Raw genomic sequence first — 12,651 nt, 5'->3', positions numbered from 1 at the left:
GCGCGCTATGCGCTTTTCCGTTCGCTCCCTGTTCAGCTGTTCCTTTTCCCGCTACAGTGAAATCTCACCGGCCCATCAGGAGAGGACTATGCTGTATATCTTTGATTTAGGTAATGTGATCGTCGATATCGATTTCAAGCGTGTGCTGGGCGTGTGGAGCAATTTGAGCGGCACGCCGTTGGCGGTGCTGTCCGATCGTTTCGCCATGGGTGAGGTGTTCCAGCAACATGAACGCGGTGAAATCAGCGACGAAGACTTCGCCGGCAAGCTGTGCGATGAAATGGGCATCGCGCTCAGCTTCGAGCAGTTCGCCACCGGCTGGCAGGCGGTATTCGTCGCGCTGCGTCCGGAAGTGATCGACATCATGCAGCGCCTGCGCAACGAAGGCCACCGGGTGGTGGTGCTGTCGAACACCAACCGTTTGCACTGCAACTACTGGCCGCAGCACTATCCTGAAGTGGCCGCCGCCGCCGATCATCTCTACCTGTCGCAAGATCTCGGTATGCGCAAGCCGGAAGCCGATATCTATCAACATGTGCTGGCCGCGGAAAACACCGCCGCCGCCGACGCGGTGTTCTTCGACGATCACCCGGCGAACGTCCTCGCCGCGCAGGCGCTGGGGATCAAGACGGTGCACGTCACCGATCGCGACGTGGTGCCGGCCTATTTTGCCCAATGAGCGCAGGGCGCGTTAAGCTTAAGGCGTATCAACTGGCATCAAGGAGTGACCATGTCGTTTTTCCGCCGCAAGAAGCTGCCCCCTGCAATTAAGCCCGGCGTTACCTTCGGACGTTTGCTGTACCAGCGCATCGACAACGATGGCCTGACGATGCTGGCGGGCCATCTCGCCTATGTTTCCCTGCTGTCGCTGGTGCCGCTGGTCACCGTGGTGTTCGCGCTGTTCGCCGCTTTCCCGATGTTTGCCGACATCAGCGAACAGCTGAAGAGCTTTGTTTTTGCCAATTTCGTGCCGGCCGCCGGCAACGTGATCCAGAACTACCTGGAGCAGTTCGTTGCCAATTCCAACAAGATGACCGCCGTCGGCACCTGCGGGCTGATCGTCACCGCGCTGCTGCTGATCTCCTCGGTGGACAGCGTGCTGAACACCATCTGGCGCAGCAAGAACAAGCGGCCGATCGTCTTCTCCTTCGCCGTGTACTGGATGGTGCTGACGCTGGGGCCGCTGCTGGTGGGCGCCAGCATGGCCATCAGCTCCTACCTGCTGTCGCTCAACTGGCTGACTCAGACCGGGGTCAACGGTCTGGTGGATCAGGTGCTGCGCATCTTTCCGCTGATTTTGTCGTGTATCTCCTTCTGGCTGCTGTATTGCATCGTGCCGACGGTGCGGGTGCCGCCCAAAGACGCGCTGATTGGCGCGGTGGTGGCCGGGTTGCTGTTCGAGCTGGGTAAGAAGGGGTTCGCGCTGTACGTCACCATGTTCCCCTCCTATCAGCTGATTTACGGCGTGCTGGCAGTGATCCCGATTTTATTCCTGTGGGTCTACTGGAGCTGGTGTATCGTGTTACTCGGTGCGGAAATCACCGCGACCATCGGCGAATACCGCGACTACCGCCGGCAGAAGGCGGAGCAACAGGAACCAAAACCAGAAGGGCAGCAGGAATGATTGCGTTGATTCAACGGGTGTTAAACGCCAGCGTCACGGTAAGTGGCGAGACGGTAGGCAAGATTGGCCCCGGTTTGTTAGTGTTATTGGGCGTGGAGCAGGGCGATAACGAGCAAAAAGCGCAGCGCCTGTGCGAACGCGTGTTGGGATACCGCATTTTCGGCGACGAGAACGACAAGATGAACCTCAACGTCCAGCAGGCCGGGGGCAGCGTGCTGGTCGTCTCGCAGTTCACCCTGGCGGCGGACACCCAAAAGGGCATGCGCCCCAGCTTCTCGCGCGGCGCCGCGCCGCAGGAAGCCGATCGGTTGTATCAATATTTTGTTGGCCAGTGCCGCGAGCGCGGCATAGAGACCCAGACCGGCGAGTTCGCCGCCGACATGCAGGTGGCGCTGGTCAACGATGGTCCGGTGACATTCTGGCTACAGGTCTAAGCATTCGGAGAACAGGCGTCTATGTATCACCTACGAGTACCCGTAACAGAGCAAGAACTGAAGGAGTATTACCAGTTTCGCTGGGAAATGCTGCGCAAGCCGCTGCACCAGCCGGTGGGTTCGGAAAAGGATGCCTATGACGCCATGGCCCATCACCAAATGGTGGTGGACGAGGTCGGTAAAATCGTCGCCATTGGGCGGCTGTATATCAATGCCGACAATGAGGCGGCGATTCGTTTTCTGGCGGTAGACCCGACGCTGCAGGATAAAGGGTTGGGGACGCTGGTGGCGATGACGCTGGAATCCGTTGCGCGGCAGGAAGGCGTGAAGCGGGTGGTGTGCAGCGCCCGTGAAGACGCGGTGGATTTCTTCGCCAAGCTGGGGTTCGTCAACCAGGGGGAGATCACCGCGCCGCAAACCACCCCGATCCGCCACTTTCTGATGATTAAACCGGTGGCGACGCTGGACGATATCCTGCATCGCCCCGACTGGTGCGGCCAACTGCAGCAGGCCTGGTATGAACACATCCCGCTGAGCGAAAAGATGGGCGTGCGCATCAGCCAGTACACCGGCCAGCGCTTCGTCACCACCATGCCGGAGATCGGCAACCAGAACCCGCACCATACCCTGTTCGCCGGCAGCCTGTTCTCACTGGCGACGCTGACCGCCTGGGGGCTGATTTGGCTGCTGCTGCGCGAGCGCCATCTGGGCGGCACCATCATTCTGGCGGACGCGCACATTCGCTACAGCAAACCGATCACCGGCAGACCGCGGGCGGTGGCGGATCTCGGTTCGCTGAGCGGCGATTTGGCGCGTCTGGCGCGCGGCCGCCGCGCGCGCGTACACGCCGAAGTGCATCTGTTCGGCGATGAGGATAAGGGCGCGGTGTTCGAAGGCACCTACATGGTGTTGCCGGCCGAGCCGGATGTGCCGCTGGATCAGGGCGGTTCTGAAGCGCTGGAAGAGTAAGGCGGCGGCCCTGCCCTGAAGGCGGGCCGCGCAGTGCATTACGGCAGCTGTTGGTTCACCGTTTGGCCATCGCCGGCGGTGGCCTGCAGATTGCCCTTCAATGAAGCTTTGAACGGCCCGTCGCTGTTCAACAGCCCTTTCAACTGCAGTTCGAGGTTGCCGTCGCCCGTCAGCGGCACCGGCTGCCATCCCCATTGCTGCAAGGTATTGAGCGGTACCGAGCGGCCGTGCAGCGTCAGCTGGAACGGTTTGCCCGGCAGCTGATCGACGCTCGCTTTGGCCTCCAGCAGCCCATTCGGCATAAAGGCGCTGAGCTCGGTGACGTTGATTTGGCTGGCGTCGGCGTTCAGCGCCAGCGAAGGGCGTCGCACGTCGATTTTGTTGAAGGTGGCCTCGCTGCCGTTCAGGTTCAGCGAGCCGGACCACACGCCCCACTGGTGGTCGCGCGCCAGCAGCAGGTTGCTGCCGTAGCCGTCCAGCGCGGTGATCTGGAACGGGAACGCCGGGTTGATGTCGATGATCAGATTGCGGTTGGTGGTCAGCTTGGTGACGTACACCTCGTTCAGCCAATCCGGCAGCGGTTTCAGCCACAGCTCGCGCCAGTCGATCGGCAGAGTGTATTCCAGCGCCGCCATGGCCACTTCATCCAGCTGCAGGCGTTTGCCGGCGCGCAGCCAGCTGCCGGAGGCGCGCAACAGGCCGCCTTCCCAGCGGGTGGTGAACTGCTGAATGGCGATGCCGGCGGAAGAGAGCCGCAGGGTGGCGATCGGGTCGATCAGGTGGAAGCCGCCGTTGATCACATCGCCGGCGTTGAAGTTGAGCGAGCCGTCCTCGCTGCGCCAGTCGCCCTTTTCGACGCTGACGTTTTGCAGCGACAGATCGAGATCGTTAAACGCCCACGCTTTGCCCTCCAGACGCGCGTCGATCAGATCGAACCGCTTGAGGGTGACCGGTGGCAAGGTGGTGAAGCGCTGCATGAACTCCGCCAGCGTCAACGGGGTTTGCAGGCGTACGCCGCTCAGCCGCAGGCGATCCACCTGCCAGCTGCCGTCGACGGCGCGGCTGGCCACGCCGGTCAGGTCACCCTGCGCCAGGTCGGCGCCAAAGTTGTTCAACAGCAGCTGACCCTGCTTTTGCTCTCCCTGCACCAATACCTTCGAGGCGGGAATGCCGTTCAGCGTCATCGAGCCGGCGCTGAACTGGAACTGGTTGTTGTCCCCCAGCAAATGGTCGGCCAGCGGGCGCCATGGCGTGATGCCGGCGTTGACCTGCTGCGCGTTGAGCTGCCACTCGTTATCGTTGGACTGCAACGCCATGTTGCTCAGCTGCAGTACGTCAGCCTGTACAGGCAGCGCCGCCGCCTGCGGCTGCACGTTCAGCGTGCCGTCGCGCAGCGTGACGCTGTGGAAATAGCGCGGTTCGGTGATTTGGCGCAGGCTGAGGCCGAGATCGACGCGTTTGGCGACCAGCGCCTGCGGCTGGCCGTTGCGCGCCAGCTGCACCTCTTCCAGAGCGATCTGGTCCGGCTGGCTCCACGAATGGGTGATTTTTCCTATCGACAGGCGGTATTCGCTGTTGCCACTGATCCAGGTGCTCAGGCGGCCTGCCGCCCAGCGGGTTTGCCCCACCAGATACAGCACCACCGCCGCCAGCACCATCAGCAGCAGCAACGTCAGCAACAGCTTTCCGATAAATTTCATCGTCTACATCCGCATCGGTCAAAAAAGATACCCTGTTTATGCCGCAATTGGCCGGGCATCTCAAGGGCAATGGTCTGATAGACAATAAAAAACGGCCGCAGGCGGCCGTTTGAACGTCAAGGGACGGGTTACTTTTTCTCGTGTTCCTGCGGGAACACCAGGTTCAGCACGATGGCGGTAATGCCGCCGGCGGCGATGCCGGAAGAGAGCAGAGTTTTCAGCCAGTCCGGCGCGAACTGCAGGATCAGCGGCTGCTGGGAGACGCCCATGCCGACGGCCAGCGACAGCGCCATGATCATGATGGCGCGGCGGTTCAGGCGCTCGCGCGACACGATGCGCACGCCGGAGGCGGCGATGGTGCCGAACATCACGATGGTCGCGCCGCCCAGCACCGGCTCAGGGATGTGCTGCACGAAGCCGGCAACCGCCGGGAACAGCCCCAGCGCGATCAGCATCAGCGCCACCACAAAGCCGACGTAGCGGCTGGCGACGCCGGTCAGCTGGATCACGCCGTTGTTCTGGCCGAAGCAGGAGTTGGGGAAGGTGTTGAACACTGCCGACAGCATCGAGTTCAGGCCGTTGGCCAGCACGCCGCCCTTCAGGCGCTTCATGTACAGCGGCCCGCTGACCGGCTGTTCGGAGACGTCGGAAGTGGCGGTGATGTCGCCGATGGTTTCCAGCGAGGTGACCATAAAGATCAGCATCAGCGGCAGCAGCAGGTTCCAGTCGAAGCCCAGGCCGTAATAGAGCGGCGTGGGGATGGTGATCGCCGCCGTGGGCGCCGCCGGCGCGTCGGCGGGCAGCATGTCCATCGCCCAGGCCAACAGATAGCCGACCGCCATGGCGATCACCAGCGAAGCCACGCGCAGGTAAGGGTTGCGCTGGCGGTTCAGCAGGATGATTACCGCCAGCACCGCGCCGGCCAGCAGCAGGTTTTTCGGCGAGCCGAAGCTGTGATCGTTCATCGCGGCGTAGCCGCCGCCGATCGAGGTCAGGCCGACCTGAATCAGCGACAGGCCGATGATCATCACCACGATGCCGGAAACCAGCGGGGTGATGATGCGGCGCGCCAGATGCAGCACGCGCGACAGCAGAATTTCGGTGCAGGAGGCGACCATCAGGGTGCCGAACAGCGCGGCCATCATGGTCGGCACGTCGGCGCCGCCGTTTTTCAGCGCCAGACCGCCCATGATCAGCGGCGAAACGAAGTTGAAGCTGGTGCCCTGAATCGACAGCAGCCCGGAGCCCACCGGCCCCCAGGTTTTGATTTGCAGAATGGAAGCCAGACCGGAGGCGAACAGCGACATGCTGATGATGTGCTGAGTATCCTGCGCCGGCAGGCCCAGCGCCTGGCAGATCAGCAGGGCCGGAGTGATCACCGCGACGAACATCGCCAGCAGATGCTGGCCGGCGGCAAACAGCGTTTGTGGCAGCGGCGGGCGATCTTCCAGGCGATAAATCAGTTCACTGGCGCGGGGTTCTGAGGCGGCTTGGCGCGCGGCATCAAGCTCGGAGGATGACATGCTCATGGTGTGGCGTTTCCAGATACGGCAAAGCAGGCATTTTAATGCTCCGCCCCGCAAAAGCAAACGGTTGCGCGTAAATATTATGTTGCCGACTTTCTCGTTTATGTCGCATTTTCATTCATTTTTTCTTGTCATCTCAGCGTTTTTTACTTCTAATCCTGCACTCATCAAGTTTAAAAACTCAGTGGTTTTCTATAACTTATTATTTTTATTTGGATCTTTTCCCTTACATGGAGTACCTGGATGTTTCATCTTGATACTTATGGCACGTTAGTCGCGGCGACGCTGGTTTTGCTCCTCGGGGGCAAGTGCGTCAGGACCATTCCCCTGCTGCGAAAATATACCATTCCTGCTCCCGTCGCCGGCGGTTTGCTGGTGGCACTCCTGCTGTTAGCCCTGAAAAAGCTCGTCAACTGGGAAATCAGTTTTGACATGTCGCTGAAGGACCCGCTGATGCTGGCCTTCTTCGCCACCATCGGTCTGAACGCCAACCTGGCGCGTTTGCGCGCCGGCGGCAAGGTGCTGGTGGTGTTCCTGTTCGTGGTGCTGGGTTTGCTTATCGTGCAGAACGCCATCGGCATCGGCATGGCGAAAATGCTGGGGCTGGATCCGCTGATGGGCCTGATCGCCGGGTCGATCACCCTGTCGGGCGGGCACGGCACCGGGGCGGCCTGGAGCAAGCTGTTCATCGAGCGCTACGGTTTTGAAAACGCGACGGAAGTTGCCATGGCCTGCGCCACCTTCGGCCTGGTGCTGGGCGGCCTGATCGGCGGCCCGGTGGCGCGCTATCTGGTCAAGCACTCCTCCACGCCGGAGGGCACCCCGGAAGACAGCGTGCAGCCGAGCGGCTTCGAGAAGCCGGAAAGCGGCCGCCTGATCACCTCGCTGGTGATGATCGAAACCATCGCCATGATCGCCATCTGTCTGAGCCTGGGGCAGCTGATTGCCGGCCTGCTGAGCGGCACGGTGTTTGAACTGCCGAACTTCGTTTGCGTGCTGTTCGTCGGGGTGATCCTCAGCAACACGCTGGCCTTCACCGGTTTCTATACCGTGTTCGAGCGGGCGGTATCGGTGCTGGGCAACGTCAGCCTGTCGCTGTTCCTGGCGATGGCACTGATGAGCCTGCGTTTGTGGGAGCTGGCCTCGCTGGCGCTGCCGATGCTGGCGATCCTGGCGGTGCAGACGCTGGTCATGGCGCTGTACGCGATCTTCGTTACCTACCGGGTGATGGGCAAAAATTACGACGCGGCGGTGCTGGCTGCCGGCCACTGCGGCTTCGGCATGGGTGCCACGCCGACGGCGATCGCCAACATGCAGGCGATCACCGATCGCTTCGGCCCGTCGCACGTGGCGTTTTTGGTGGTACCGATGGTGGGGGCGTTCTTTATCGATATCGCCAATGCCATCGTCATCAAGCTGTATCTGCTGCTGCCGGTGTTCCCGGCGGTGGGGTGATATCGCGAGCCAGAAAAGAAGAGGGCGCCGTCGGCGCCCTTTTTTATGCGTTGGAGTAGCGCGCCTTCTCCGGCAGCCAGCGCTCGATCAGCGCCTGGGCATGCTCCGGATAGTGCTGGTGGAGGTGGCGAGCGACGCGTTGCACTTCGGGGATCATCGCCTGGTCGCGCAGCAGGTCTGCCACTTTGAATTCGGCGCTGCCGGTCTGGCGGGTGCCGAGCAGCTCGCCCGGGCCGCGGATCTCCAGATCGCGCTGCGCGATGACGAAGCCGTCATTGCTGTCGCGCAGCACCTGCAGGCGCGTTTGCGCGGTTTTGCTCAGCGGCGTTTTGTACAGCAGCACGCAGTGTGAGGCCACCGCGCCGCGCCCCACGCGGCCGCGCAGCTGGTGCAGTTGCGCCAGACCCAGCCGCTCCGGGTTCTCGATAATCATCAGGCTGGCGTTCGGCACGTCGACGCCGACTTCGATCACCGTGGTGGCGACCAACAGCTGCAGCTCGCCCTGTTTAAACGCCTGCATCACCGCCTGCTTCTCCTGAGCTTTCATGCGGCCGTGCACCAGCGCCACCTTCAGCTCCGGCAGCGCGGTTTTCAATTCTTCCCAGGTGGCTTCCGCCGCCTGCGCTTCCAGCAGTTCGGACTCTTCGATCAACGTGCACACCCAGTAAGCCTGCCGGCCCTCTTCCAGGCAGGCGCTCTTCACCCGTTGAATGATGTCGGCGCGGCGGGTATCGGGAATGGCGACGGTGGTCACCGGCGTGCGGCCCGGCGGCAGCTCGTCGATGACCGAGGTATCGAGATCGGCATAGGCGGTCATTGCCAGCGTGCGCGGGATCGGCGTGGCGGTCATGATCAGCTGATGGGCGTGGAAGCCCTGTTCTTCGCCTTTCTCCCACAGCGCCAGCCGCTGATGCACCCCGAAGCGGTGCTGCTCATCGATGATCACCAGTGCCAGGCCGTTGAACTGCACCTGTTCCTGGAAGATGGCGTGGGTGCCGACCACCATCGACACCTGGCCGCTGGCGATGGCCTCCTGCTGCGCGATGCGCGCCTTGCCTTTCTGTTTGCCGGCCAGCCAGCCGACCTCCAGCCCCAGCGGTTCGAACCACTGACGGAAATTGTTGGCGTGCTGCTCGGCCAGCAGCTCGGTTGGCGCCATCAGCGCTACCTGCTTGCCGTGCGCGATAGCGCGCAGCGCCGCCAGCGCCGCCACCAGCGTTTTGCCGGAGCCGACGTCGCCTTGCACCAGCCGCATCATCGGGAAGTCTTTTTGCATATCGGCTTCGATGTCGGCCACCACGCGCGTTTGCGCGCCGGTCGGCGAGAACGGCAGCTGGGCGAGAAAACGGTTTTTCAGCCGATCGTCCGGCAGCAGCGGCTGCGCCCGGTAACTCTGGGCACCGGCGCGCACCGCCAGCATGCTGAGGTTATGCGCCAACAGCTCTTCGAGGATCAGGCGTTTTTGCGCCGGGTGTTTGCCCAGCTCCAGATCCGCCAACTGGATGTCCGGCGGCGGGCGGTGCAGGGTGTGCAGCGCCTGCGGCAGGCTCATCAGGCCGCCGCTCAGCTCCGGCGGCAGCAGTTCGGCAATGGCGCAGGTATCCAGCAGCTCCAGCGCCTGGTCGGTCAATTTGCGCAGCGTGGCCTGCCGCACCCCTTCGGTGGTGGGGTAGACCGGCGTCAGCGACTCCTGCAGCTCAACCTCGCTGGTTTCGCCCTGAATGCGGTATTCCGGATGGATGATCTCCGCGCCGTGGTTGCCGCGTTTGATCTCGCCGTAGGCGGTCACGCGGCGGCCGGTGGCCAGGCTGTTCTTCATCGCGGCGTTGAAGTTGAAAAAACGCATGGTGAGGATGCCGGTACCATCGCTGATCTGGCAGGTCAGCATGCGGCGGCGGCCGAAACTGATGTCGCTGCGCAGCACTTCCCCTTCTACCGTGGCGTAGATGCCCGGCAGCAGATCGTTGATCGGATAGAGGCGGGTGCGGTCTTCGTAGCGCAGCGGCAGGTGCAGCAGCAGGTCCTGAATGGTATCGAGGCCAAGCTTGGCCAATTTGCCCGCCTGGCTGGCGCCAACCCCGGAAAGCGTAGTGAGTGGGACAGCATCCAGCAGGCGGCCTTTCATTTGCGCACCGTCGCCTGCATGGCCGCCCACCATTCGGCGCTGGCGACCACCTGGCCCTGTTCATCGATCTGCGGGCGCGGCAGCCCTTTGCGCTTGGCCACGTTGGCCAACACCGGGTAGCCGCCTTCGAACAGCAGGCGCTGCTGCTCTTCTTCGTCCAGCATGCTGTTATCGCGGCGATACAGGCCGGCGTTTTGCCGTTGGCGCTGCGCCTCATACAGGATCAGCGCGGAGGCTACGGAGACGTTGAGTGATTGCACCATGCCGATCATCGGAATGACGATGTCCTGATCGGCCAGCGCCAGCGCTTCTTCGGTGATGCCGGTTTTTTCCTGGCCGAGCAGCACGCAGGTTGGCCGGGTGTAGTCCACCTCGCGGAAATCGACCGCGCGCGCAGACAGGTTGGTGGCCAGAATTTGCATGCCTTGCGCTTTCAGGTGACCGACCGCGTCGCCGATGGTGCGATGGGTTTTAACGCTGACCCAGCTGTTGCTGCCGGCGGCGGAGGAAACCAGGGTGCGCATGCGGGTGGTGGGCCACACGGCGTGGACCTGATGCACGCCGACGGCGTCGGCGGTACGGATAATGGCGGAGACGTTATGCGGTTTGTGCACCTGCTCCAGGCAAACCGTCAAATCCGGCTGCCGGGTCGCGAGCATTTCACAAATCCGCGCATAGCGTTCAGGACTCATAAGCGCTAGTTTCGGTTGCGGTTAACTTTGATCACATCCGGCATGATACGGATTTTACGCATAATGTTTGCCAAATGGATGCGATCGCGGGTGGTCAAGCGGATAAAGGCGCTATAAACCCGACCGTCTTTCTCTTCGGTGTTCAGGCTCTGAATATTGGACTCGGCCGCGTTGATCGCCGCCGTCAGGTTGGCCAGCGCGCCCTGGTGGTTAAACATATCCACCTTAATTTCGGCGATGAACTCCTGCTCGGTCTCTTTATCCCACTCGACCGCCATGAACTTCTCAGGCTCTTTCTGATAGCCGCGAATATTGCGGCAGGATTCATGGTGGATCACCAGCCCTTTGCCCGGGCTGACGTGAGCGATAATCGGGTCGCCCGGAATCGGACGGCAGCACTTGGCGAAGGTGATCAACACCCCGTCGGCGCCCTTGATGGCCAGGTTGCGCACGCCGGAGGACGCGCCCAGGCTGGACTGATCGCCCTGCAGGTTCTTCGCTACCACCACGCTCATGGCGTTGCCGAGGCCGATTTCCGCCAGCAGATCGTCCAGCGTCGCCAGCTTCATGCGGTCCAGTTCGTGCTGAATGTTTTCCTGCGGGATTTCGGCCAGCTTGCGGCTGCCGCCCAGCGCGTGGTTGAGCAGACGGCGGCCAAGGCCGACGGAGTCGTCGCGCTTGAGGTTCTTCAGCATCTGGCGAATTTTGGCGCGCGCTTTCGAGCTGACCACGAAGTTCAGCCAGGCGGCGTTCGGCCGCGCGCCCGGCGCGGTGATGATCTCGACGGTCTGGCCGCTGGTCAGCGACTGCGACAGCGGGTAGGGCTGACGATCGACGCGCGCGCCGACGCAGGCATGGCCGATATCGGTATGCACCGCATAGGCGAAGTCGACCGGCGTGGCGCCGGCGGGCAGCTCGACGATGCGGCCTTCCGGGGTGAAAACGTAAATCTCATCCGGGAACAGATCGGATTTGACGCTCTCGATAAATTCAAACGAGCTGCCGGCGCTTTGCTGCAGCTCCAGCAGGCTTTGCATCCAGCGCTGGGCGCGGATCTGCGCCGTGGTGCCGGTTTCGCCCTGTTCTCTTTCCTTGTAAGCCCAGTGCGCGGCCACCCCCATCTCAGCCATCTGGTCCATGTCTTCGGTGCGGATCTGCACTTCGACCGGCACGCCGTGCGGGCCGATCAGCGAGGTATGCAGCGATTGATAGCCGTTGGCCTTGGGAATGGCGATGTAATCTTTCACCCGCCCCGGGCGCGGCTTGTACAGGCTGTGAACCTGGCCGAGCACGCGGTAGCAGGTATCGACCTCTTTGACGATCACCCGGAACGCGTAGATATCCATGATGGAATGGAACCGCTGTTCTTTCAGGTGCATCTTGAGGTAGATGGAATAGAGGTGTTTTTCCCGCCCGCTGACGCGGCAGGCGATGCCGGCTTCCGTCAGCCGCCCTTCGATCTCGGAGAGGATTTTTTGAATCATCTCTTTGCGGTTGCCGCGCGCGGCTTTCACCACTTCCTTGATCACGCGATAACGGTTCGGGTACAGCGCCTCGAAGCCCAGCTCTTCCAGCTCGGTTTTCAGGTGATGAATACCCAGACGGTGGGCGAGCGGGCTGTAGATTTCCAGGGTTTCACGCGCGATGCGCCGGCGTTTGTCGGGGCGCAGCGAACCGAGGGTGCGCATGTTGTGCGTACGGTCGGCCAGCTTGATCAGCACGACGCGGATATCCTGCACCATCGCCATGATCATCTTGCGGAAGTTTTCCGCCTGCGCTTCTTTCTTGTCCTGGAATTTCAGCTTATCGAGCTTGGAGACGCCCTCGACCAGTTCGGCGACGCTCTTGCCGAACAGCTGTTCCATATCCTGATAGGTGGCCGGGGTGTCTTCGATGACGTCGTGCAACAATGCCGCCATCAGCGTCTCGTGGTCGAGACGCATTTCCGCCAGGATGCAGGCCACGGCGACCGGGTGAGTAATGTAGGGCTCACCGCTGGAGCGTGTCTGGCCCTCGTGCGCGTCGCGCGCGACGAGGTATGCCTGTTTGAGGCGCTTAATCTGCTCCTCGGGCAGGTAACGTTGAATCAGCAGATTCAGGCTTTCAAACAGGTACAAGGCGGACTC

The 12,651-nt window shown here is 62.1% G+C and carries 10 protein-coding genes; 5 read left to right on the top strand and 5 right to left on the bottom strand.

What is annotated here, in order from left to right; translation table 11 throughout:
* Positions 1-88 precede the first annotated feature (88 nt).
* Genes yihX through fabY form a run of 4 tightly spaced genes read left to right on the top strand, consistent with a single transcriptional unit; the run spans position 89 to position 3,027 of the window.
* Entirely contained in the window at positions 89-679 is a 591-nt protein-coding gene (gene yihX / locus ACRAWE_RS23590; RefSeq protein ID WP_004931242.1) for a glucose-1-phosphatase, read from the top strand.
* A gap of 51 nt (positions 680-730) precedes the next feature.
* The gene (locus ACRAWE_RS23585; RefSeq protein ID WP_063918305.1) at positions 731-1,624 is read left to right on the top strand and encodes a virulence factor BrkB family protein; all 894 of its coding nucleotides are present in this window, start codon (positions 731-733) and stop codon (positions 1,622-1,624) included.
* The gene (gene dtd / locus ACRAWE_RS23580; protein WP_019452183.1) at positions 1,621-2,058 is read left to right on the top strand and encodes a D-aminoacyl-tRNA deacylase; all 438 of its coding nucleotides are present in this window, start codon (positions 1,621-1,623) and stop codon (positions 2,056-2,058) included. Before ACRAWE_RS23585 ends, dtd begins: the two co-directional genes overlap by 4 nt.
* A 21-nt stretch (positions 2,059-2,079) precedes the next feature.
* The gene (gene fabY, locus ACRAWE_RS23575) at positions 2,080-3,027 is read left to right on the top strand and encodes a fatty acid biosynthesis protein FabY (RefSeq protein ID WP_025160304.1); all 948 of its coding nucleotides are present in this window, start codon (positions 2,080-2,082) and stop codon (positions 3,025-3,027) included.
* A gap of 38 nt (positions 3,028-3,065) precedes the next feature.
* Here the strand turns inward: fabY and ACRAWE_RS23570 are convergent, their stop codons facing one another.
* Positions 3,066-4,727, bottom strand: coding sequence for an AsmA family protein (locus tag ACRAWE_RS23570; RefSeq protein ID WP_432525959.1), 1,662 nt, complete (start codon positions 4,725-4,727; stop codon positions 3,066-3,068).
* A gap of 128 nt (positions 4,728-4,855) precedes the next feature.
* On the bottom strand, positions 4,856-6,256 hold the full coding sequence (locus ACRAWE_RS23565) for a nucleobase:cation symporter-2 family protein (RefSeq protein ID WP_019452186.1): 1,401 nt from the start codon (positions 6,254-6,256) through the stop codon (positions 4,856-4,858).
* Positions 6,257-6,496: 240 nt separating this feature from the next.
* On the opposite strand from ACRAWE_RS23565, the gene gltS reads away from it, so the two are divergent.
* On the top strand, positions 6,497-7,708 hold the full coding sequence (gene gltS, locus ACRAWE_RS23560) for a sodium/glutamate symporter (RefSeq protein ID WP_038872558.1): 1,212 nt from the start codon (positions 6,497-6,499) through the stop codon (positions 7,706-7,708).
* Positions 7,709-7,751: 43 nt separating this feature from the next.
* Here gltS and recG read toward each other — a convergent pair whose 3' ends face one another.
* The 3 genes from recG to spoT are packed head-to-tail and all read right to left on the bottom strand — an operon-like array spanning position 7,752 to position 12,642.
* The gene (recG, locus tag ACRAWE_RS23555; RefSeq protein WP_063918309.1) at positions 7,752-9,833 is read right to left on the bottom strand and encodes an ATP-dependent DNA helicase RecG; all 2,082 of its coding nucleotides are present in this window, start codon (positions 9,831-9,833) and stop codon (positions 7,752-7,754) included.
* On the bottom strand, positions 9,830-10,525 hold the full coding sequence (trmH, locus tag ACRAWE_RS23550) for a tRNA (guanosine(18)-2'-O)-methyltransferase TrmH (RefSeq protein ID WP_004931227.1): 696 nt from the start codon (positions 10,523-10,525) through the stop codon (positions 9,830-9,832). The genes recG and trmH overlap by 4 nt, the downstream gene beginning before the upstream one ends.
* 5 nt (positions 10,526-10,530) lie before the next feature.
* A complete protein-coding gene (spoT, locus tag ACRAWE_RS23545; protein WP_019452189.1) occupies positions 10,531-12,642 on the bottom strand; it encodes a bifunctional GTP diphosphokinase/guanosine-3',5'-bis pyrophosphate 3'-pyrophosphohydrolase in 2,112 nt (703 codons plus the stop codon).
* Between the last annotated feature and the right edge of the window lie 9 nt (positions 12,643-12,651).

This window comes from Serratia sp. BFP-2025 (genome assembly GCF_050880365.1).
Lineage (GTDB): Bacteria > Pseudomonadota > Gammaproteobacteria > Enterobacterales > Enterobacteriaceae > Serratia > Serratia surfactantfaciens.
Note: the sequence above shows the minus strand (reverse complement) of the source record. Positions and strands in the feature narration are given on the sequence as shown.

Bases quoted from the DNA above. Each gene is read 5' to 3' on its own strand.
- yihX (WP_004931242.1), top strand. From the start codon at position 89: ATGCTGTATATCTTTGATTTAGGTAATGTGATCGTCGATATCGATTTC.
- ACRAWE_RS23585 (WP_063918305.1), top strand. From the start codon at position 731: ATGTCGTTTTTCCGCCGCAAGAAGCTGCCCCCTGCAATTAAGCCCGGC.
- dtd (WP_019452183.1), top strand. From the start codon at position 1,621: ATGATTGCGTTGATTCAACGGGTGTTAAACGCCAGCGTCACGGTAAGT.
- fabY (WP_025160304.1), top strand. From the start codon at position 2,080: ATGTATCACCTACGAGTACCCGTAACAGAGCAAGAACTGAAGGAGTAT.
- ACRAWE_RS23570 (WP_432525959.1), bottom strand. From the start codon at position 4,727: ATGAAATTTATCGGAAAGCTGTTGCTGACGTTGCTGCTGCTGATGGTG.
- ACRAWE_RS23565 (WP_019452186.1), bottom strand. From the start codon at position 6,256: ATGAGCATGTCATCCTCCGAGCTTGATGCCGCGCGCCAAGCCGCCTCA.
- gltS (WP_038872558.1), top strand. From the start codon at position 6,497: ATGTTTCATCTTGATACTTATGGCACGTTAGTCGCGGCGACGCTGGTT.
- recG (WP_063918309.1), bottom strand. From the start codon at position 9,833: ATGAAAGGCCGCCTGCTGGATGCTGTCCCACTCACTACGCTTTCCGGG.
- trmH (WP_004931227.1), bottom strand. From the start codon at position 10,525: ATGAGTCCTGAACGCTATGCGCGGATTTGTGAAATGCTCGCGACCCGG.